19 protein-coding genes are annotated in these 21,445 nt (G+C 74.7%); 9 read left to right on the forward strand and 10 right to left on the reverse strand.

What is annotated here, in order from left to right; genetic code table 11:
- Positions 1-34: 34 nt before the first annotated feature.
- The 5 genes from ACI79G_RS18245 to ACI79G_RS18265 are packed head-to-tail and all read right to left on the reverse strand — an operon-like array spanning position 35 to position 5,054.
- The gene (locus ACI79G_RS18245; RefSeq protein ID WP_456882519.1) at positions 35-394 is read right to left on the reverse strand and encodes a glycerol dehydratase reactivase beta/small subunit family protein; all 360 of its coding nucleotides are present in this window, start codon (positions 392-394) and stop codon (positions 35-37) included.
- The gene (locus tag ACI79G_RS18250; RefSeq protein WP_456882520.1) at positions 379-2,274 is read right to left on the reverse strand and encodes a diol dehydratase reactivase subunit alpha; all 1,896 of its coding nucleotides are present in this window, start codon (positions 2,272-2,274) and stop codon (positions 379-381) included. Before ACI79G_RS18250 ends, ACI79G_RS18245 begins: the two co-directional genes overlap by 16 nt.
- Position 2,275: 1 nt before the next feature.
- Positions 2,276-2,869 (reverse strand): propanediol/glycerol family dehydratase medium subunit, encoded by a 594-nt coding sequence (locus ACI79G_RS18255; RefSeq protein ID WP_091223099.1) that lies wholly within the window; start codon positions 2,867-2,869, stop codon positions 2,276-2,278.
- Between the two features lie 3 nt (positions 2,870-2,872).
- A complete protein-coding gene (locus ACI79G_RS18260) occupies positions 2,873-4,588 on the reverse strand; it encodes a propanediol/glycerol family dehydratase large subunit (RefSeq protein WP_456882521.1) in 1,716 nt (571 codons plus the stop codon).
- A gap of 16 nt (positions 4,589-4,604) precedes the next feature.
- Positions 4,605-5,054 (reverse strand): diol dehydratase small subunit, encoded by a 450-nt coding sequence (locus ACI79G_RS18265; protein WP_456882522.1) that lies wholly within the window; start codon positions 5,052-5,054, stop codon positions 4,605-4,607.
- 186 nt (positions 5,055-5,240) lie between these two features.
- Between ACI79G_RS18265 and ACI79G_RS18270 the strand changes: the two genes are divergently transcribed.
- Together ACI79G_RS18270 and ACI79G_RS18275 are read left to right on the forward strand one after the other, a co-directional pair.
- Entirely contained in the window at positions 5,241-5,648 is a 408-nt protein-coding gene (locus ACI79G_RS18270; protein WP_091223093.1) for a GlcG/HbpS family heme-binding protein, read from the forward strand.
- A 98-nt stretch (positions 5,649-5,746) separates the two neighbouring features.
- Entirely contained in the window at positions 5,747-7,267 is a 1,521-nt protein-coding gene (locus tag ACI79G_RS18275) for a GAF domain-containing protein (RefSeq protein WP_456882523.1), read from the forward strand.
- A gap of 143 nt (positions 7,268-7,410) precedes the next feature.
- Here the strand turns inward: ACI79G_RS18275 and ACI79G_RS18280 are convergent, their stop codons facing one another.
- The 4 genes from ACI79G_RS18280 to ACI79G_RS18295 all read right to left on the reverse strand — a co-directional run bounded on the left by ACI79G_RS18280 (position 7,411) and on the right by ACI79G_RS18295 (position 13,363).
- A complete protein-coding gene (locus ACI79G_RS18280; RefSeq protein ID WP_456882524.1) occupies positions 7,411-8,214 on the reverse strand; it encodes a Cof-type HAD-IIB family hydrolase in 804 nt (267 codons plus the stop codon).
- Positions 8,207-9,133, reverse strand: a complete 927-nt coding sequence (locus tag ACI79G_RS18285; RefSeq protein WP_456882525.1) for an HAD family hydrolase — start codon at positions 9,131-9,133, stop codon at positions 8,207-8,209. The genes ACI79G_RS18280 and ACI79G_RS18285 overlap by 8 nt, the downstream gene beginning before the upstream one ends.
- Positions 9,123-10,424 carry a serine--tRNA ligase gene (gene serS, locus ACI79G_RS18290; RefSeq protein ID WP_456882526.1) on the reverse strand — a complete coding sequence of 434 codons (1,302 nt, stop codon included), beginning with the start codon at positions 10,422-10,424 and terminating at the stop codon, positions 9,123-9,125. Before serS ends, ACI79G_RS18285 begins: the two co-directional genes overlap by 11 nt.
- A gap of 128 nt (positions 10,425-10,552) precedes the next feature.
- On the reverse strand, positions 10,553-13,363 hold the full coding sequence (locus ACI79G_RS18295; protein ID WP_456882527.1) for a response regulator: 2,811 nt from the start codon (positions 13,361-13,363) through the stop codon (positions 10,553-10,555).
- A gap of 117 nt (positions 13,364-13,480) precedes the next feature.
- Here ACI79G_RS18295 and ACI79G_RS18300 point away from each other — a divergent pair, with 117 nt between their 5' ends.
- The 6 genes from ACI79G_RS18300 (at position 13,481) to ACI79G_RS18325 (ending at position 18,698) form a co-directional block, all read left to right on the forward strand.
- Entirely contained in the window at positions 13,481-13,861 is a 381-nt protein-coding gene (locus ACI79G_RS18300; protein WP_456882528.1) for a response regulator transcription factor, read from the forward strand.
- Complete coding sequence (locus ACI79G_RS18305; RefSeq protein WP_456882529.1) at positions 13,858-14,910, forward strand: HEAT repeat domain-containing protein; 1,053 nt, start codon at positions 13,858-13,860, stop codon at positions 14,908-14,910. Before ACI79G_RS18300 ends, ACI79G_RS18305 begins: the two co-directional genes overlap by 4 nt.
- On the forward strand, positions 14,910-16,349 hold the full coding sequence (locus ACI79G_RS18310) for a glycosyltransferase family 2 protein (RefSeq protein WP_456882530.1): 1,440 nt from the start codon (positions 14,910-14,912) through the stop codon (positions 16,347-16,349). Before ACI79G_RS18305 ends, ACI79G_RS18310 begins: the two co-directional genes overlap by 1 nt.
- A 175-nt stretch (positions 16,350-16,524) precedes the next feature.
- Entirely contained in the window at positions 16,525-17,958 is a 1,434-nt protein-coding gene (locus tag ACI79G_RS18315; protein ID WP_456882531.1) for a GuaB1 family IMP dehydrogenase-related protein, read from the forward strand.
- Positions 17,959-17,971: 13 nt separating this feature from the next.
- Complete coding sequence (locus ACI79G_RS18320) at positions 17,972-18,319, forward strand: metallopeptidase family protein (protein ID WP_456882532.1); 348 nt, start codon at positions 17,972-17,974, stop codon at positions 18,317-18,319.
- A 52-nt stretch (positions 18,320-18,371) separates the two neighbouring features.
- A complete protein-coding gene (locus tag ACI79G_RS18325; RefSeq protein WP_456882533.1) occupies positions 18,372-18,698 on the forward strand; it encodes a GroES family chaperonin in 327 nt (108 codons plus the stop codon).
- A gap of 102 nt (positions 18,699-18,800) precedes the next feature.
- Here the strand turns inward: ACI79G_RS18325 and ACI79G_RS18330 are convergent, their stop codons facing one another.
- Positions 18,801-19,259 (reverse strand): MarR family winged helix-turn-helix transcriptional regulator, encoded by a 459-nt coding sequence (locus tag ACI79G_RS18330; protein WP_456882534.1) that lies wholly within the window; start codon positions 19,257-19,259, stop codon positions 18,801-18,803.
- 80 nt (positions 19,260-19,339) lie between these two features.
- Here ACI79G_RS18330 and ACI79G_RS18335 point away from each other — a divergent pair, with 80 nt between their 5' ends.
- Entirely contained in the window at positions 19,340-21,436 is a 2,097-nt protein-coding gene (locus tag ACI79G_RS18335) for an MMPL family transporter (protein WP_456882535.1), read from the forward strand.
- Positions 21,437-21,445 lie beyond the last annotated feature (9 nt).

A 21,445-nucleotide genomic window follows, 5' to 3' on the forward strand; every position in this document is an offset into this window, starting at 1 on the left:
ACGCCGACGGCGCCGTCGGCGTGTGCGCGGGCGGTCAGACCAGCGGCAGGTGCTTGACCACCCGGGCGGCGACCCGGCCGACCCGTCGCCAGTCCGAGGCGAGCGCCTGGGCCGGCGTAGCGAGCACCGGCGCCCCCTCGGGCAGCGTGCCGTGGTGCACGGCGGCGGCACCGGCCGCGTCCAGGCCGATGCCCACGCTGAGCCGGGACTCTGCGGCGGCCGCGTGGGCCAGGGCGGTGGCGTCGTCCGGGCCGGGGACCTCGGTGACGTCCGCGGGCACGCCCTCCTCCTCGACGCCGGCGCAGACCTGCCGCAGCACCGTCGCCGGGGTCCCGGGGTGCCGGTACACCAGCACGGCCGGCCGCGGCCCCGGCGCCGTCAGCTGCTCCGGCACCGGGCCTCCTCCGCCACCAGGGCGGCGTGGGCGCGGACCAGACCCGATGCGACCGCGTTGCGGGGTCCCTCGGTGCCGAGCACATTGCCCGTGCCGCAGACGATCCCGTGCGGGGCGAGGGCGTCGGCGATCATGTCCGGGATCTCGAAGTCCAGCGCCGAGCCGCCGAGCAGGACGACGAACTCGAGCGCCCGCAGGTTGCCCCCCGGCGCCACCTGGCGCAGCGCCCGCAGCGCGTTGACCACGAAGACCCGCCGTTTCGCCTCGCGGCGCACCCGCCGGACGTGGTCCAGGCCGTGCCGGGTGGGGACCGGTGCGGGACCGTCCGGGGTCAGCACCACGACCCGGGCGAAGACGTGCGGCGGCAGCGGCTCGTTGACGAACTCCACCGTGCCGTCCTCGTGGCGCAGGTGGAAGAAGCTCTCCACCTTGCCCAGCGGATACCACTTGACGCCCTCGGCCACCTCCCGGTCGCCCAGCGCCAGCTCGGAGTCGATCAGCTTGGTGACCAGCTCCCCGGCCCCGGCCACGTGGACGGCCGTGCACTCGCCCTCGCGGGTGAGCAGGGCGGCGTCCGTCGAGCCGCCGCCCAGGTCGAGGACGGCGATCGGCCGGTCGACACCCGGCGTGGTGAGCGCGCCGCCCACCGCCATCTCGCCCTCGACCCCGCCGATCTCCGCCGCGGCGCCCAGCCCCTCGGACACCAGGTCGGCGACCAGCTGCATCCGGCTGCGGCTGGTCCGCACCATCGCCGCGAGCGCGACCGCGTTCTCCAGGGCCACCTCCCCGGCCAGGCCGCCGCGCACCTCGGCCGGGACGAACGTGTCGACCGCGAGCACGTCACGGATGGCGATCTCGGACGGCGGCACGTCCGGCTGGCCGGCGACGTCCATGACGTCGGCCATCGTGTCGCGGACCTGGGCGAGCATGCCGCCGACGTGGGTCCCGGGCTCCCCGCGCGCGTCGTCGAGGGGCTGCGCCCGGCCGACGACCTCCATGATCGCCTCCGCGCCGGCGTCGACGTCCACCCGCAGCGTCTTGCCCGCGCCGTGCAGCACGAGCTCGCCGACCGGGATGCGCCGATCGGTGACGTCCCCCGTCGGCGTGCGCACGACCACCGCCGAGCGATTGCCGGTCAGCGCCCTGGCCACCGGGGACACCTGCCGGGTCTGGACGGGGTCCAGATCGAAGACGGTGGCCAGGCCGTAGGAGTTGGACAGCGTCCGGATGGTCCGCCCCGGTGCGGCCACCTCGACGGCAGCCAGCATGCCCAGCGGGACCTTCTCCACGGCGGAGACCTCGTCCACCACCGGGATGGGCCGGGTGAGCCGGTTGGTGACGAGGACGGCGTCGTCCCCGGCCAGGATCGCCGCGACGACGTCCACACCGGCGGCGACGGCGGCGTTCATCGTCGCCGCGACGTCGTCGAAGTCCCACCCGTGCGGCACGACGCACACCACCGGCTCACCGGGCTGCTGCTCTCCCAGCTCGCCGATCGACCGCGTGGTGCCGACGCCGAGACCCTCACCACCCGGGGTGGTGGGATTGTGCCCGATCATCGTCGACTCGGTGATGATCGTCTCGGTGATCGTCTCCATGGCCAGGCCGCTGATCACCGGCGTCGCCTCGTTCAGCAGCACGGTCTCGACCTGGCCGGCGCTCCGGCCGGCCCTGGCCAGGGCGCCGCGGATCGCCTTGAGGGCGCCCTCGGTGTTGTCCGGGGTGCCCTTTACTCCGGTGGTCCGGGTCAGGTCGGTGCCCAGGTAGGTGATCGAGCCGTCGGGCGCGACGACGGCCAGGCACGCCTCGGTCGTCGAGTTGCCGATGTCGACGCCGACGACGAGCAGCCCCTCCGGCGGGCCGCCCTCGTGTGCGCCCACCTCAGCCGGCGGTGCCCGGACCGAAGACGGCCTCGACCTCCACCGGACCCCGGCCCGCCTCGATGCAGTCGAACTCCTTCAGGTGCAGCAGTGCCGCCTTCGCCTGCCAGCGGGGGCGGGCCATCTGGTCGTTGCGGGTCGGCACCGGCTGCGGGGACTCACCCTTGGCGTACTGCGCGGCGTTCGAGCCGATCATCCGGAACACCGGGGCGTCGAGCAGCGGGGACTGTGGGAAGAGCTCCAGGTTGCTCAGCCGCGGCAGGTCCTTCTGGTGGATCATCGTCGTGCCGCGGGAGAGCACGCCCACCGAGATCCCCGACCCGGACAGCCTCGCCGCGGTGTGCGAGATGGCCGCCAGGTCCGCGGTGTCGAGCACCCGCACCAGCCGAGCCGTCACGCCCTGTTCCTCGATCCCGGCCATCAGCTGGCGGAGCACCTCGGCGTGCGGGACGTCGACGATCGTCTTGGTGAAGTGCCCGGCGAAGGCCGGGGACAGTGCGATGACGACCTCGTCGGGGCGGGTGCCGCGCCGCGCGGGACCCACCTCCCGGAGGCTGACCGTGCGTTCCGGCGCGGTCGTCGTCGGAGTGGTCATCGTTCAGCCCACCTCGGTCTCGGGGTTGGTGGACGACGTGACGTGGCGCAGCTTCTTGAGCTGCTCCCAGCGCTCGCCCTGGAGCCGGTACCCCGTGCCCGGACCGGCGTAGTCGTTGGGGTCGTTGATCGCCGACAGCGGGGTGAAGTCCGCTGTCAGGACCGCGGAGGTCTGCAGCAGGTCACCGGACACCCGCTGGCGCAGCACGGTGAGCAGGTTCTCCGCGACGTCGTGGAAGCCGGCCGACTCCAGGCCCTTGACCAGGTCCAGGCCGGTGATCTCCCGGTCCATCACGGACTGCGCGCCCTTGAGGTCGGCGAGCACGTCCCGGAGCGGGTAGTCGTTCGAGGAGTTGGCGTAGGTGGCCGCCTCGATCTCGTCGTCGGTGATCGGCGGGAGGTCGAGGTGGGCGAAGACCGCCTGCAGCGCGCGGGCCGCCTTGTTGCGGGCGGCGAGGATCTCGTCCTCGCGGACGTGCCGGAGCCCTCCGTCGACCTGGAAGTCCCGCTGGATGGTGTTCCAGTCGTCGAAGTCCTCGGTGTCGAAGTTCGACCCGGCGAACATGTTGTCGGCGTTCGGGACCGACGAGTACCCCGAGCACACGAAGTCGGTGCCCGGGAGCATCTGGGGCATCGCCCGCGCCGTCCGGCGCATGGCCGAGTGCGAGAACGACTGGTCGTTCCCCGACGCGCACTCCAGGTCGACCATGCTGGCCACCAGGTTCTCCGCGGCCACCGCCCGGAGGCCGCCGGGCACCGCCCCGGGCACGCCGATGCAGCTGATCGAGCCGTTCTGCAGCCCCTGCACCCCGGCCCCCTTGGCCATCAGGATGCAGCGGATCTCCAGGTACAGCATCGACTTGCCCTCGGCGTTGCCCATCTGCACCTCCGACCCGGTGCCCGAGGTGAAGCGCATCTTGATCCCGCGCGAGGCGTACGCCGCGGCCAGGAACGACTTGGACCACGGGGTGTCGTCCCCGTCGACGAACACCGACTCGGTGCCGTAGATCGAGATGGTCTCCGCGTAGGCGGTGATGCCGCGCATCCCGAGCTCGAGCTCGGTGGCCTCCTCCAGGGCGCACTGCGTGAGCACGCCGCCCCGGCCGACCTGGGCGCCGACCTGCAACGCGATGGCCACCAGGGGGGCGTACCGCAGGACCCCCAGGGTCGTCTCCAGCTCGGCGAACCCGCGCAGGGCTCCCTCGGCGGCGTCCGCGGCGACCTGGATCGGGTTGTCCCGGGCGCTGGTGGAGTGCCCCTGGTTCGCCGGTGTGCGCCGGGCACGCATCTTCTGCATCCCCTGCATGATCTCCACGACGTTCATCAGCTTGACGACGTCGAGGACCTTGGCCGGCGTGAGGCCGCGGGTCACCGCGAGCACCTCGTCGCGGGAGACCCCCGGGTCGATGAGCATCCGCGCGATCTGGGCCGAGGGGATGGCCATGGACGCCTCGGCCGACGCGACGTCGATCGCGTGGTTGGCGATGAAGGTGTCCATGAAGTCGAAGTCGTTCCGTGACCTGCCGTCGAGCTCGACGATCCGGCCGCCTTCGACCCGCACGCTGGGCGCCGGGTCGAACTCGCTCTCCATGGCGACGAGGCCCTTCTCGGGCCACTCCTCGACGAACCCGTCGAGGTTGACCGGGCGGGCCTCGAGGAGCTCGGTCCTCAGCGACTGCTTGGCGGCGGCGCCGGTCGGCCGGGGCGCGGTGGTGGTCATCTGCGGGAGCCCTCTCTCACTGGTCGGAGTCGGCGACGGGGCGGGCGAGCAGGTCGCGGCGCCCGTAGACCTCGGCGGCCTCGCGGACCAGGGCCGCGCAGACCGGCGCCGAGTAGGTGTGCTCCAGCCGGTCGGCCATCTCCTCCAGCGCGGCGCCGGTCGAGGCCCGCGGGCGCAGCGCGTTGTACATCGCGAGCACCTCGGCATCGGGGATGGCCGTCATCTCGGCGGCCCGGCGGAAGTTCGCGGCCAGCTGGGGCCGGCCGCTGGCGTCGGCGAGCTGCGCCTGCAGCTGCAGGGTCTCCGGGGTGATCCGCAGGTCCGTGGCCGACAGCTCGCCGGAGACCACCGCGTCCATGGTCAGCGCCGTGATCGGCTTGCCGCTGGGCGTGCGCAGCAGGTCCGGGCGGTTGATCGACAGGGGGTAGTCCGCAGCGGTCAGCTCGGGAGGCGGCTGGGCGCTCATCGCAGGCTCACTCCTCGGGGGGTCAGCGCATCGGGACATCGCATCGTCGCGCCACTGTGGCACGCGCCACGTTGCACCGACGTTGCTCTCCTCCGGTCACTCCCAGGACCTGTCCACCCGGAGAGGCCTCGACCTGCCCGACCGGAGAGGTGTCCGGTCGGGCTCGGTGCGGTTTGCTCCCCGGACATGGGTGCCTCGCTGACGTACGACTCCGCCCGCCGCGTCCTGGACGCCGGGATCGCCCGTGCCGAGGAGATCGGCCAGCCGATGAACATCGCCGTCGTCGACGACGGCGGTCACCTGCTGGCGTTCGGACGGATGGACGGGGCGATCAAGGCGAGCATCGACATCTCCACCCGCAAGGCGGTCACCTCGATCCTCATGGCCCTGCCCACGGAGGCCCTCACCCCGCTGGTGCAGCCCGGCGCGGAGCTCTACGGGCTCGAGCAGACCGCCGGCGGCCTCGTGGCCTTCGGCGGCGGCGTGCCGCTGTACCGCGACGGCGAGATCGTGGGCGCCGTCGGCGTCAGCGCGGGGTCCGTGGAGCAGGACGTCACGGTGGCGAAGGCGGCCGCCGCCGCGCTGGAGGGCTGAGTCCGGCTCCTCCGGCGTGCCTTGCTGGCCGGACGGGCATGGGTGATGATCCCCGGCAGGCCGGCGCCGCCCGCCCGGCGAGGACGCTCGGGGGTGTCATGACCCGCTCTGCCCGGTACCGGCTCGCCTGCACCGGCCCCGACGTCGTCGGTACCGATGCCGCCGCCCGCGCCAGGCAGCTCGCCGAGACCTTCGACGCCGTGCTCGGCAGCGGTCCGGTCCGCCGGGCGCCGCGCCCGGTCGTGTCCGCCTCCTGGGAGCGCAGCCTCGCGGCCCGCGTCGACCCCGACCGCCGGACGCCGCCGGTGGTGCACGCTCCCGACGAGCTGCGCGACATCAGGGCGGCCCACCCGCTCGGCGCCGTCATGCCGCTGGTGCGGGACAGCCTCGTCGGCATCGCCGAGGACGCCGTGCACCTCGTGCTCGTCACCGACGCCGCGGGCCACGTCCTGTGGCGGGAGGGCGCCGTCGAACTGCTCGGCCCGGCCGACCGGGTCGGCCTGTTCCCGGGCACCAACTGGAGCGAGGCCGCCATCGGGACCAACGCGATGGGCACCACGCTGGCGGTCGACGCGCCGGTGCAGATCCACTCCGCCGAGCACCTGGTCCGCACGTACCACTCGTGGACCTGCGTGGCCGCGCCCGTGCACGACCCCGACAGCGGGGCGGTCCTGGGCGCGGTCGACGTCAGCGGACCCCTGCGGAGCATGCACCCGTCGCTGGCCCAGCTGGTGGCGACCACCGCGCAGCTGGCGGAGACCGAGCTGCGGGTGCGACTGGCCGAGGCCGACCAGCGTTTCCTGCTGCGGAACACGCCGCACCTGGCCCACCTACGGGGCACGGCCGGCGCGCTCGTCACCCCCACCGGCCGGGTGCTCGCCACCGAGCCCTCCGGCGGGTGGCCCGAGCGCGTGGACCTCGACGGGGGAACCGATCGGGTCCTGCTGCCCGACGGCCGGGAGGTGCTGGTCGAACCCCTCGCCGAGGGCTACCTGCTCCGGGTGCCGCAGCGCCCCTCCCGAGCGGCGAGCCCGTCGCGCCCGTCGGCGCTGTCGCTGAGGGTCACGGGCAACGGCGCACCCAGCGCGGTGCTCGACGGTCGCGCCGTCCCCCTGCCGCTGCGGGCGGCGGAGATCCTCACCGCGCTCGCCCTGCACCCCGAGGGCCTCACCGGGGAGCAGCTCGCCTACCTGCTCTACGGGGACGACGGCAACCAGACGACCGTGCGCGTCCAGGTGCGCAGGCTGCGCACGCTCATCGGCGCCGACGTGCTGCGCACGCGGCCCTACCGGCTGGTGGGCGCCGTGGACAGCGACTTCGGTTCCGCCCGCCGTGCGCTGCGGGCCGGGCAGGTGGCCACCGCGCTGCGGGCGTGCGCCGGTCCCCTGCTGCCGCGGTCGGACGCCACGGAGATCCGGCAGCTGCGCGAGGAGCTGACCGCCGGTCTGCGTTCGGCGGTGCTGGCCACCCGTGACGTGGGGCTGCTGCACGCCTTCGTGCTGCACCCCCTGGGCGAGGACGACCTCGACGCCCACGACCGTCTCCTCGCCCTCCTGCCGGCCGGGGACCCGCGGGCGGCCGGCGTGGCCCTGCGAGCGGCCCGGCTCCGCGCCGAGTGACGGGGACGTCGCGGTCCGGATCAGCCGCCGGTGCCCGTGCCCTCCATCCCCGGTGATCAGCGGGGATGCGGATCCGGGTCCTGGCTCACGACCAGGGGTGACCCAGGACCGGCAACGACCGGCTCAGCTGATCACCGACGGTGTCACAGCGAGGAGAGGAAGGCCGCGACGCCGTCGTCCTCGTTGGTGCCGGTCACGTCGGTGGCCGCGGCGAGCAGGTCCGGGTGGGCGTGCGCCATGGCCACCGCCCGGCCGCCGCCCTCGCGCACCCAGTCGAACGCGGCGATGTCGTTGGGCATGTCGCCGAAGACGACGACGTCCTCGGGGCCGACGCCGTGCTCCGCGGCGACCTTGGCGATGCCGGTGGCCTTGGTGACGCCGCGCGCGGAGATCTCGGCCAGGGCGTCGGTGGAGGAGTTGGTGACCGTCGCGGTGTCGCCCACGACCCGCTCCACCAGCGCCACGAACTCGTCGCGGGGCAGCGTCTCGTGGCGGGCCAGCAGCTTGGCCACGGGAGCGGCGACCATCTCCTCCAGCGTCGCCACCGCCACGCCGGGCGCGTCGACGTCCCACCGCGGCTGGTAGACCGGCTCGTGGCGGAACTCCAGGCCGTACTCGACGGCGAACCAGGTGTCGGGCTGGTGCCGGCGCAGCTCGGCGGTGACCTCCTGCAGCACCTCCGGCTCCAGGGCGTCCTCCTCGAGCACCTCGAAGCCGGCGAGGTCCAGCAGGACGGCGCCGTTGCAGCACACGGCCGTGCCGTACCGCAGCACCTCGCGGATGCGGACCATCCAGCGCGGCGGCCGGCCGGTCGCCAGCACGACCGGCACGCCCTCGGCACGCCAGCGCTCCAGCTCGGCCACCGTCGCGTCGCTGACGGTGTCGTTCCCGCGCAGCAGGGTGCCGTCCATGTCGGTCGCGATGAGCCGCGGCTTCCAGTCAGACACCCGGCCGCCTCCCGTCGAGCAGGGCCTCCAGGTACCGGGCGACGCCGTCGACGTCGTGCCCGCTGGTGACCAGTGGTGTGGCCGCCCGGACGGCGGGGTGCGCGTTGGCCACCGCGACCGCCCGGCCACCGGCGTCGCGCACCGCCTCGATCATGGGCAGGTCGTTGGGCATGTCGCCGAACACCAGCACGTCGCCGAAGCCGACGCCGTAGCGCTCGAGCGCGATGGCCAGGCCGGTCGCCTTGGTGATGCCGGGCGGCAGCACCTCGATGAAGCCCAGCCCGGCGTGGGTGACCTCGGCCTGGACCGGGTCGACCACCTGGCGGGCGCGGGCGAGCAGCTCGTCCTGGCCGAGGGTCTGGGAGCGGAGGAAGACCTTGAGCACCGCACCGGTCGGCAGCACCTGGTGCCGCGGCAGCAGGTGCGCCGGCTCGGGGTAGGGCCAGTCGAAGCCGTGCTGCACCCGCAGCGGGGAGTGCACCTCGCCCTGCTCGGCGGCGTCCTCCACCGCGAGGACCAGCTCACCGGCGACCGACTCGATCCGCTCGATGACCGCGGTGGCCTGCTCGCGGGGCAGGCCGACCGTGCGCAGCACCTCGTCGCGCTCCAGGTCGACGACGAAGCCGCCCTGGGCGAGGACGGCGATGCCCCGCCCGTCGAGCGCGGCGCGGACGCTGTCGAACAGCCGCGGACCGCGACCGGTCACCCCCACCACCGGGATGCCGGCGTCCCAGCACGCGGTCAGCGCCGCCCGGGTGCGCGGGCTGACCTCCCCGTCGGAGGTGAGCAGCGTGCCGTCGAGGTCGCTGGCGACCAGCTTGGGCCGCCAGGTGCCGAGGTCGGCCAGCTCGACGACGTCGTCCGCTCGGGCACCGGCCCTGCCGGTGCTGGGGAGCACGCCCGGCCGGTCAGCCGTCATGCGACGGCACCGGCGCCACGAGCGTTATGCCGGGGGTGAGCGCCTCGACGCCGCCCAGCCAGGGGCGCAGCGCCTTCGGGACGTACACCGACCCGTCGGCGCGCTGGTGCACCTCGAGCAGGCAGGCGATGGTGCGGGCCACCGCGCACAGCGTGCCGTTGAGCGTGGCCGCGGTCTGGTTCCGCCCGTCGGCGTCCCGGTAGCGGGTGCCCAGCCGCCGGGCCTGGAAGGTGGTGCAGTCCGAGGTCGAGGTGAGCTCGCGGTAGGTGCCCTGCGAGGGGAACCAGGCCTCGATGTCGTACTTGCGGGCGGCGCTGGTGCCCAGGTCGCCGGCGGCGATGTCGACGACGCGGTAGGGCAGCTCGAGGCCCTGCAGGAACTGCTCCTCCCAGGCCAGCAGCCGCAGGTGCTCCTCCGCGGCCTCCTCGGGCCGGCAGAAGCTGAACATCTCGACCTTGTCGAACCAGTGCACGCGGATGATGCCGCGGGTGTCCTTGCCGTAGGAGCCGGCCTCGCGGCGGAAGCAGGACGACCAGCCGGCGTAGCGCAGCGGCCCACCGGAGAGGTCGAGGACCTCGTTGCTGCGCATCCCGGCCAGCGCGACCTCGGAGGTGCCCACGAGGTAGAGGTCGTCGCGCTCGACCCGGTAGACCTCCTCGTCGTGCTCGCCGAGGAAGCCGGTGCCCTCCATGGCCGCGGGCTTCACCAGCGCCGGGGCGACGACGGGGGTGAAGCCCGCCGACACCGCCTGGCCGATCGCCAGCTGGGCCAGCGCGAACTCCAGCATCGCGCCCGGCCCGGTGAGGAAGTAGAAGCGGGCGCCGGAGACCTTGGCACCGCGCTCCATGTCGATCGCGCCGAGCGCCTCGCCGATCTCCAGGTGGTCGCGCACCGGGAAGTCGTAGGTGGGCACCTCGCCGACGGTGCGCAGGGTCACCGCGTCGTCCTCACCGCCGGGCGGGACGCCGTCGTGCACGACGTTGGGGATGCGCAGGTGCGCCTCGCGCAGCGCGGCGTCGGCCGCGCGCAGCACCTCCTCGGCCTCCTTGACCTCCGCGGCGAGGGCGCGGGCCCGCTCGAGGACCGCGGGCCGCTCCTCCGGGGACGCCTTCTTCACCGCCTGCGAGGCCGCCTTCTGCTCGGCGCGCAGGTCGTCGGCCCGCTTGACGGCGTCGCGGCGGGCGGCGTCGGCGGCGAGCAGCTCGTCGACCCGGGACTCGTCGGCTCCGCGGGCTCGCTGGCTGGCCTTGACGAGGTCGGGGTGCTCACGCACCAGGCGCAGGTCGATCACTCTGCCCAGTCTCTCATCCCCCGGATGAGGTCGCGTCCAGGTGCCCGTGAGGACCCCGTCCCGCGCAGCCTCCGCACGCTCAGGCCGGGCCGCGGTCGGGAGGCCTGCGGCTCCCACGCCGCGGGCACTCAGGTGGCCGGCCCGCTCGGGCCCGTACCGGCGAGCAGCTCGCTGACCGCGGCCCGCACCCGGGACCGCTCCCGGTCCAGGGCGGCCAGCGTCTCGCCCACGACGAGGGTGCCGGGGTCGACGGTCTCCAGGCTGTGGCACACCTGCGCCAGCGCGGTCGCGCCCAGCGCCGCGCTGCTGCCCTTGAGCCCGTGCGCGAGCCGGGGCACCGAGCCCTCGTCGTCCACCGACCAGGAGGGCCGGTCGGCTGCGGCCACGATCGCGGCGACCGCCTCGTCGAGGGTGGCGAGGTAGCGGTGGTAGAGGTGCGCGAAGGCCTCGTCGCCGAGGTCGCGCAGGTCCTCGACCGTGTCGGGGTCGAGCGCGGCACCCGGCTCCGGTGCCGACGCGGCCGGCAGGGCGGACGGCGTCAGGGCGACCTCGTCGAGGGCGTCCCGCAGCGTGGCCATCCGGATCGGCTTGGTCAGGAACCCGTCGGCGCCGGCCTCGAGGAAGGCCGTGCGGTCGGCGGCGAGCACGCTGGCGGTCACCGCGTAGACCCGCGGCTGCGTCTCCAGCGGCAGCAGGCGGATGGCGGCGGTCGCCTGGACCCCGCCGAGGACCGGCATCTGCGCGTCCATCAGGACGACGTCGTAGGTGTCGCGCAGGACGGCGTCCACCGCCTGCTCGCCGTCGCCGACGTGCGTGCACCCGTGGCCCAGCTGGCGCAGGTAGAGACCCATGAGCTGGGCGTTCACCGCGTTGTCCTCGGCGACCAGCACGCGCAGCGACCGGGCCGGGGCGGGCAGCGCGGGCCTCCCCCGCTCCCCGCCGCCGGTGGCGCCCTCCGTCCGGCCGCGGAGGGCGACCGAGCGCACCGTCCGGGCCAGCCGCTCGGGCCGGACCGGCTTGTTGAGCCGGGCGTCGAAGTCGGCGTAGCGCTCCGAGGGCAGCGTCGCGGAGCTGCTGAGCAGGACCAGCGGCAGGTCCGCCGTCCCGGGCCGGGCCCGCAGCCGGGCGGCGAGCACGTCGCCGTCCATGCCGGGCATGTCGAGGTCGAGGACGGCCACGTCGATTCCGGTCCCCCGGTCGAGCAGCTCGAGGGCCGCGGGACCGCTGCCCGCGAGGACGCACTCGGCACCGTGCCGGGCCAGCTGGTGGTCGAGGATCCGCAGGTTCGTCGGGCTGTCGTCGACGAGCAGCACCCGCAGACCGACCAGGCCGTCGGCGGACGGGCCGTCGGGCACGGCGGGGGCCAGCGGCAGGTCCAGCGCCACCGTGAAGGTCGACCCGACGCCGAGCTCGCTCTGCACCCGGATGTCGCCGCCCATGGCCCGGGTGATGCGCTGGCTGATCGCCAGGCCCAGGCCCGTGCCCCCGTAGGAGCGGGTCACCGAGGCGTCGACCTGGCTGAAGGAGCGGAACAGCCGGTGGCGCTGGTCGGGGCTGATGCCGATCCCGGTGTCGGCGACCGACAGCCAGCACCGCAGCCGCCCGTCGGAGACCACCCCGGTGAGCCGGAGGACGACCTGGCCCTCGGAGGTGAACTTGACCGCGTTGCCCACGAGGTTGGTGACGACCTGGCGGAACCGGCTGCCGTCGCCGAGCACCTGCCACGGCCCGTCGCCGGCGACGTCGACGAGCAGGTCCAGCCCGGCACCGCTGGCCGTGGGCGCCAGCAGCTGGGCGACGTCGTAGACGACGCCGACCAGGTCGAACGGCGCGGCCTCCAGGTCCAGCTCGCCGGCCTCGATCTTGGAGAAGTCGAGGATGTCGTTGATGAGGGACAGCAGGCTGTCCCCGCTGCCGGCGACGGTCTCGAGGTGGCCGCGCTGCTCGTCGGTGAGGTCGGTCGCGAGCAGCAGGTCGGTCAGGCCGAGGACGGCGTTGAGCGGCGTCCGGATCTCGTGGCTCATCGTCGCGAGGAACGCGGTCTTGGCCTGCCCGGCGCGCTCGGCGTCGTCACGCGCGGCGACCAGGTCGCGCTCGCGGGCGGCGACCAGCTCGTTGCGCTCCTGCAGCGCGTTCCCGAGGGCGTTGACGTCCACGGCGATCCGGCGCAGCTCGGCCGACCCGGACTCCCCGGCGCGGCGGGTGAGGTCCCCGGCCGCCAGGGCCGCGAGGGCGTCGCGCACCTCCTGGGTGGGCGGGACGACCTGGGTCTCCAGCCGGCGGTACGCGCGCCGCAGGACGGCCGCGACCGCCGCCGCCGTGCCCACCCCGAGGAGCGCACCGGCGTAGAGGGCGAGCTGCTGCAGCGCCATCGCGCCGGCCCGCCGCTCCTCGACCGCGGCGCGCGCCTGGGCCTCGATCGCCCGGTAGTGGTCGAACAGCGCCTTGTCCTGGCCCAGCAGATCGGCCAGCGCGACGGCATCCCCCACCGCCGGCTGCTCGGCGAGCATGGGGCGCACCCAGTCCTCGGTCCACGCCTGGTGGGCCGCCGTCAGCTCGGCCAGCCGGCCGGCCAGCTCGGCGTCGACCCCGGTCCAGGAGGCGATCTGCGCGTCGACCTCCTCCAGGTCGGCCACCCCCGCCTCGTAGGGCTGCAGGAAGCGCTCCTCCCGGGTGATGAGGTAGCCGCGCAGCCCGGTCTCCTGGTTGAGCATCGCGACGTGGCTGTCCTGCAGGGCCCACGCCATCTGGTCGTACGTCGCGATCCGGTTCCCCAGCACGGGGACGACGAGCACCGCGAGCCCCAGCAGGGTCAGCGCGACGACGGAGACCCCGGAGAGCGCGACGAGCAGAGGACGCCGGAGCAGCACCCGCAGGGGCAGCGGCTCGGCGGCGGGACGACGCGCGCGATGCGGTAGCACGTCTCCGGTGTCGGTCACCCGCACCGCTTCCTTGATCGGAACGCGGTCGCGACCGGATCGCCACAGCCACCACTTCAGTCACAGGCGCGTCCTGCCGATACCGGGTTCGTCCAGCCCCTCGGATGGGAGAGCACCATGCCGCACGTCCTCGTGGTCGACGACGACCCCGTCGTCGCCGACCTCGTCGCCTTCCGCCTGCAGCGGCTGGGCCTGGAGGTGACCGTCGAGTCCGACGGCGAGTCCGGGCTGGCCACCGCCCGCCGGCTGCGCCCCCACCTGGTGGTGCTCGACTGGCTCATGCCCCGCATGGACGGCCTGGAGGTCTGCCGGGCCCTGCGCGCCGACGCCGACCCCGCCCTCGCCCGGACGCCGGTGCTGCTGCTGACCGCCAAGTCGCAGGACCCCGACCTCGAGCGCGGCTTCGCCGCCGGTGCCACCGACTTCATCGCCAAGCCCTTCAGCACGCGCGAGCTGGTCAGCCGGGTCACCGCGGCCCTCCCCGCCGTCCCGGCGTGAACTCCCTCGCCGCGCCGGCCGCGGTCGCGACGGCCGTGCTCGGCGTCCTGGTCGTGGTGCTGCTGGTCGCGGTCGCGGCGGTGCACACCACCCGCACCCGCCGGCTGGCCGCCACCGAGGAGAACCGGGCCGAGCTCATGGCCCTGGTGTACGACCTGCTCGACGGCGGCGACCACGAGGCCGTCGCCGCGGCCCCGCCCGACCTCGACGAGGTCCTGCTGCACCTGCTGCCCCAGCTGCGCGGCGCCGACCGCGAGGCGATCCAGGCCGCGCTCACCCGCCGCGGCGTCGTCGCCCGCGCGGTCGCCGACCTCGACGCCCGGGCCGCCTGGCGGCGCGGGCGCGCCGCGACGCTGCTGGGCAGCACCGCCGGCCGCGACCACCTCGCCCGGCTGACCGCGCTGCTCGCCGACCGCTCGGTCGAGGTGCGTTGCGCCGCGGCCCGCGCCCTCGGCCGGGTCGGCGACCCCGCCGCCGTCCACGGCCTGCTGGCCGCCCTGACCACCGCGCGCCCGCTGCCCGCCGGCGTCGTCGGCATGGCCGTCCTCGACCTGGGCACCGCCGTCCTGCCGGCCCTGCGCGCCACGCTCGTCACCGGGTCGCCGGCCGCGCGGGCGCTGTCGGCCGACGTCGTCGGCCTGCACGGGGACGTCGTCGCCTGCCCCGCCCTGGCCGAGCTGCTCACCGACCCGCGCCAGCCGGAGGACGTCCGGCGTGCCGCGGCCACCGCGCTGGGCCGCATCGGCGACCCCGGCTCCACCGAGCCGCTGGCCGACGTCCTGGTCGACGTCGCGCTCCCCGCGCTGCGCCGGGCCGCCGCCGAGGCGCTCGGGCGCATCGGCGACCCCGCCGGGGCGCCGGCGCTGCTCGCCGGGCTGACCTGCCCCGCCCGCGAGGTCGCGGCCGCCTGCGGCGACGCGCTGGTCGCCCTCGGCGCCGAGGGCGAGTCGCTGCTGTCCGACGCCGCCGTCCGCGGCGGCCCCATCGGGGCGGCCGCCGCGGCCACCCTGGACGCCGTGCCGCGGCACGGCCGGCTGGTCGGTGCGTGATGCGCGAGCTCGGTATCGACGTCCTGCTCACGATGAGCTGGGTCGTCCTCGGCTACACCTTGCTGCTCGACCTGGTGATGCTCGGGCTGGTCCTGGCCGGTGCGCGCCGGGTCTCGCACAGCCGCCGCTGGGACGGCTCCGAGGGCCACGAGGAGATCTTCGCCAGCCCGCTGACCCCCGGCGTCTCGGTGCTCATCCCGGCGCACGACGAGGAGGCGGGCATCCTCGACACGCTGGCCGCCGTCCTCGCCCAGCGGTACCCGGTGCTCGAGGTCGTGCTGGTGGACGACGGGTCGACCGACCGCACCTTCGAGAAGGTCGCCGAGCGCTTCGGCCTGGTGCAGGTCGCCGCCCGGCCGACCGCCGACCTGCCGGTGGACGGCGAGGTCCTGTCGGTGCACCGCGCGACGACCGGCGACCCGCTGACCGTCGTCCGCAAGACCAGCGTCGGACGGCGCTCGGACGCGCTGAACTCAGGCCTCAACGTCGCCCGGCACCCCCTGGTGTGCATGGTCGACGCCGACTCGCTGCTCGAGCCCGAGGCGCTCGTGCAGGTGGCCCGCCCCTTCGTCGAGGACCCGGCCAACGTGGTCGCCGCCGGCGGCGTCATCCGGGCCGCCAACGGCGCACGGGTGGCCCGCGGCAGCGTCCTGGAGCCGCGGCTGTCCTCGCGGTGGGTGGTCCGCTTCCAGGTGGTCGAGTACCTGCGCTCGTTCCTCCTCGGCCGCACCGGGTGGGCCGACGCCAACGCGCTGCTGATCATCTCCGGCGCCTTCGGCCTGTTCCGGCGCGACCTGGTCGTCGAGGTCGGCGGCCTGGACGCGCTCTCCCTCGCCGAGGACGCCGAGCTGGTGGTCACCCTGCAGGAGCACCTGCGCCGCCAGCGCCGTCCGCACCGGGTGGTGTTCGTGCCCGAGCCGGTCTGCTGGACCGAGGTGCCCGAGACCCTCGCCGTGCTCGGCCGGCAGCGCCGCCGCTGGTCGCACGGGCTGGCCCAGCTGCTGTGGAAGCACCGGCGGATGATCGGCAACCCGCGCTTCGGCCCGGTCGGCGTCCTGGCGCTGCCGTTCTTCCTGCTCTTCGAGCTGCTGGGGCCGGTCGTGGAGGTCGTCGGTCTGGCCTCCGTGGTGCTGGCCGCCTTCCTCGGGGCCCTCGACACCGGCACCGCGCTGGTCATGTCCGGGCTGGCCCTGGGCCTGGGCACGCTGCTGTCGACCGCCGCCATCGCGGTCGAGGAGTTCTCCTACGCCCGCTACACCCGCGGCCGGGAGGTCGGCGTGCTGCTGCTCGCCGGGCTGCTCGAGAACGTCGGCTACCGGCAGCTGCACGCCTGGTTCCGGCTGCGCGGGCTGGTCGCCGCCCTGATGCGCCGCACCCCGGTGTGGACGGCGATGCCGCGCACCGGCTTCACCGAGGCCGAGCCGGTCGCGGCGCGCTGACCCTCAGACCACGCGCACGGTGCAGCGGAGTCCGGGCGCGCCCGCGAGCCGTGCGTCCGTGGTGAGCAGAGCTGTGGCACCCACCGCCTCGGCCGGCGCGACGTAGGTCGTCTGCACCCGCTCGCGGAGCCGTCGCGCGGGCCTGCGGCCCGCACCGTGCGGGACAATGGCCGTCATGCGGTTCCTGAACGACCAACGCCCGGCCACCGACCTCACCTACGCCGACGTCTTCATGGTGCCCAACCACAGCACCGTGGGCTCCCGGCTCGAGGTCGACCTGACCACCCCGGACGGCGTGGGGACGACGATCCCGGTCGTCGTCGCCAACATGACGGCCATCTCCGGACGGCGGATGGCCGAGACCGTGGCGCGCCGCGGCGGGCTGGCCGTGCTGCCGCAGGACATCCCGGTCGACGTCGTCTCCGAGGTGGTGTCCTGGGTCAAGACCCGCCACCCGGTCTACGACACCCCGATCACGCTCTCCCCCACCTCGACCGTCGCCGACGCGCTCTCGCTGCTGACCAAGCGGGCGCACGGCATCGTCGTGGTGGTCGAGGACGGCGTCCCCGTCGGCGTGGTCACCGACGGCCAGTGCCAGGGCGTGGACCGGTTCACCCAGCTGTCCCAGGTCATGACCGGGGACCCGCTCACCGTCCCCGCCGGCACCGACCTGCCCAAGATCTTCGACGTCCTGTCCGGCGAGCGGATCAGCGCCGCGCCCGTGGTCGAGGGCGACCGGCTGGTGGGCGTCATCACCCGCAAGGGCGCGCTGCGCTCGGCGCTCTACCAGCCCGCGGTGAACGCCGACGGGCACCTGCTCACCTCCGCCGCCGTCGGCATCAACGGCGACGTGGCCGGCAAGGCCGGGGCGCTGCTGGCCGCCGGCGTCGACGTGCTCGTCGTGGACACCGCGCACGGGCACCAGGAGAAGGCGGTCGAGGCGGTGCGCGCCGCCCGTTCGGTGGCCGGCTCGGTGCCGGTCGTGGCGGGCAACGTGGTCACCGCCGAGGGCACCCGCGACCTCATCGAGGCCGGGGCGGACGTCGTCAAGGTGGGCGTGGGCCCGGGCGCGATGTGCACCACGCGGATGATGACCGGCGTCGGCCGGCCGCAGTTCTCCGCCGTCGAGGAGTGCGCCGCGGCGGCCCGGTCGCTCGGCAAGCACATCTGGGCCGACGGCGGCGTGCGGCACCCGCGCGACATCGCCCTGGCCCTGGCCGCGGGTGCGGCGAACGTGATGGTCGGCTCCTGGTTCGCCGGCACCTACGAGAGCGCCGGCGACATCCACGACGACGGCTCGGGCCGGCTGTACAAGGAGTCCTTCGGCATGGCCTCGGCCCGCGCGGTCAAGGCGCGGACGGCGACCCAGAGCGGCTTCGACCGGGCGCGCGCCGGGCTGTTCGAGGAGGGCATCTCCTCCTCGCGGATGTACCTGGACCCGGCGCGGCCGGGCGTCGAGGACCTGGTCGACGGGATCGTCGCCGGGGTGCGCTCGTCGTTCACCTACGCCGGCGCCCGCAGCGTCGACGAGTTCCACGAGAAGGCGGTCGTGGGGGTGCAGAGCGCGGCCGGCTACGAGGAGGGCCGGCCGCTGCCGACGTCCTGGTGATCGGGCGGGCGGGGTGAGGGCACTGCCCCTGCCGGTGTTCGAGGGCCTGGTCGCCGACGCCCTCGACCAGGTGCCACCGGAGCTGCTGGGACTGATGGACAACGTCGTCGTCCTGGTGGAGGACCGCAACGCCGACGAGCCCGACCTCCTCGGCCTCTACGAGGGGTACGCGCTGACCGAGCGCGGCTGGGAGTACGGCGGCGCGCTGCCGGACCGGATCATGGTCTACCGCGAGGCCATCTGCGACATCTGCTCGACCGCCGAGGAGGTCGTCGAGGAGGTCACGATCACCGTCGTCCACGAGATCGCGCACCACTTCGGCATCGACGACGACCGCCTGCACGAGCTCGGCTGGGGCTGACGGCCATCTCCGCGGAAACCGCCGCCAGGGGGCGCCGCGTACCGTGACCGGCGTGGCCGAGACCGCGGGGAAGCTCCCGATCAAGATGCTGCACGACCGCATCCTGGTGGCGCTGCGCAGGGAGGACGGCGAGCGCCGCTCCAGTGGCGGCATCCTCATCCCGGCGACCGCGCAGGTGGCCAAGCGGCTGGTCTGGGGTGAGGCCCGCGGCGTGGGGTCGAGCGTGCGCCAGGTGAAGGTCGGCGACCAGGTGCTCTTCTCCCCCGAGGACCAGCACGAGGTCGAGGTGCACGGCGAGGAGCTGATCATCCTGCGCGAGCGCGACGTGCACGCCGTCGCCGCCGAGCGGATCGAGGAGTCCACCGGCCTCTACCTCTGAGCAGGACGGCGGGGGTCCCCGCCCGCGCGTGGGCTCGGCCCCCGCGCCTGCCACACGGCGTCGGCCGCGGGGAGTCGGCACCGCGGCACGTGCATGCAGCGTTCAGCCGGCGGATCGGGCGTGCCGCACCACCACGTCGGTCACCTGCTCGAGGAACCGGCGGACGACGGCCAGCTCCTCGTCGGTGTGGTCGGCCATCGCGGCCACCAGGTCGCGCTGCAGCCCGCCGAAGAACTGCCCGCCGGCGGCCATCGCCGACTCCGACATCTCCAGCACGACCCGGCGCCGGTCGGCAGGGTCGCGCACCCGGTGCACGTGGCCGGCCCGCTCCAGCCTATCGACCAGCGCGGTCACCGACGCCGAGCTGAGGTCCACCGCCCGGCCGAGCGCGCCGGCCGTCAGCGCCTCACCGCGGCGGGCGGCGTCCATGATCGCCACCATCGCCCGGACGTCGGTGCGCCCGAGCCCGTGCAGCTCGGCGAACCGCTGGCCGACGGCGTCGAGCTCCACGGTCAGCCGGCGCAGCAGCAGGGCGAGCTCCCGGCGCTCCTCGAGGTCCACTCCACCTCCCGTTTGCCCACGACCGCCGCTCACCCTAGTCTCTCGATCGTCGAGATTGTCGAACATCGAGGGATGTCACCATGTCCCGGCTCCGCTGGCTGCTCCCCGCCCTCGTGCTGCTCGTCTGGGTCGGCGGTGCCGGCCCGCTGGCCGCGCTCAGCGCGCAGCTCACCGGGCTGCAGGAGAACGACACGGCCGCCTTCCTCCCCGACAGCGCCGAGTCCACCCGCGTCGCCGACCTGCAGCAGGGCTTCTCCCCCGTGCAGGCGATCCCGGCGATCCTGCTGTGGGAGGGCGACGGGCCGCTCGACGCCGCCACGCTGCAGGCCGTCGGCGAGCGGGCGCAGGAGGCGGCCCGGGTCGCCGAGGACGCCGGGGCGTTGGCCGCACCGCCGTCCCCACCCGTCCCCTCCGAGGACGGCGCGGCGGTGCAGGTGCTGCTCCCGCTGGACCCCGAGGTCGGCGACGAGATCGTCCCGTTGGTCGAGGAGCTGCGCGCCACGCTCGCCGTCGAGGGCACCGACACCTTCGTCACCGGCCCGGGCGGGATCTTCGCCGACTTCGCCAACGGCTTCGCCGGCATCGACGGCCTGCTGCTGCTCGCCGCGTTCGGCGTCGTCCTGCTGATCCTGCTGGTGGTCTACCGCAGCCCGCTGCTGCCCTTCCTGGTCATCGGCACCGCCGGGCTGGCGCTCACCGCGGCCAACGCCGTCGCCTACCTGCTGGCCGACGGCGGGGTGATCACCGTCAACGGCCAGAGCCAGGGCATCGCGGCGATCCTGGTCGTCGGGGCGGCCACGGACTACGGCCTGCTCCTGGTCGCCCGCTTCCGCGAGGAGCTGCGGCGCGAGGAGTCGAAGTACGCGGCCATGGCGGTCGCGCTGCGCCGGTCGTGGGAGCCGATCGTGGCCTCCGGCGCGACCGTCGTCCTCGGCGTGCTCTGCCTGCTCCTGTCGGACCTGGCCTCCAACCGCGGGTTGGGCCCGATCTCGGCGGTCAGCGTCACGCTGTCGGTGCTGGCCGCGCTCACCTTCCTGCCGGCGGCGCTGACCCTGCTCGGCCGGGCCGCGTTCTGGCCGTTCCGCCCGCAGTACGGCGTCGAGCCGCCGCAGGGCCGCGGCTGGCAGCGGGTCGCCGCCGCGGTGGGACGCCGTCCCCGCCGCGTGCTCGCGGTCAGCACGCTGGCGCTGGTCGCGGCCGCCGTCTTCGCGCCCAGCTACGACGCCTCGGGCATCACCTTCTCCGACGCCATCCGGGGCGAGTCCGACGGCGTCGCCGGGCAGGAGGCGCTGGCGCGGCACTTCGACGCCGGCTCGGGCAGCCCGACCGTCGTCGTCACGCCGGAGGACACCTGGCCGGCGGTCGCCGAGGCGGCCACGGGCACGGACGGCGTGGCCACCGTGGTGCCGTTCACGGGAGGGGCCCCGGGCGGCCCGCCGGTCGTCGTCGACGGGCTGGTCCGGCTCGACGTGGTGCTCGGCGTCCCGGCCGACAGCACCGAGGCCATCGAGGTGGTGCAGCAGCTGCGCACCGAGCTCGACGCCGCCGACCCGGCCGCGCTCGTCGGCGGCGACACCGCGAGCAACCTCGACGCCCGCGAGACCGCCGCCCGGGACCTGCGGGTCATCGTGCCGACCGTGCTCGTCGTGATCACCCTCGTCCTGGCACTGCTGCTGCGCGCGCTGGTGGCGCCGCTGCTGCTGATGGCGACCGTGGTCCTCAGCGTCGGCGCGACGGTCGGGGTGGCCGCGCTGCTCTTCGACGGCGTCTTCGGGTTCCCGGGCAGCGACCCCGGCATCCTGCTGATCGCCTTCGTGTTCCTCGTCGCGCTGGGCATCGACTACAACATCTTCCTGATGACCCGGGCCCGCGAGGAGTCGCTGCGGCACGGCACGCGGGACGGCGTCCTGCGGGCGCTGGCGGTCACCGGCGGGGTCATCACGAGCGCCGGACTGGTGCTGGCGGCGACCTTCGGCGCGCTGTCGGTGCTGCCCCTGCTGTTCCTCGTGCAGCTGGCCTTCCTGGTCGGCTTCGGCGTCCTGCTCGACACCTTCGTCGTCCGCTCGCTGGTGGTGCCCTCGGCGGTCGCGCTGCTGGGCGACCGCACCTGGTGGCCCAGCCGGCTGGCGCGGCGGCGCTCCACGCCCGAGCCGGAGCCCGAGCTCCAACGGGTGTAGCCGACCTCG

It is taken from the genome of Geodermatophilus sp. SYSU D00779 (assembly GCF_054050595.1).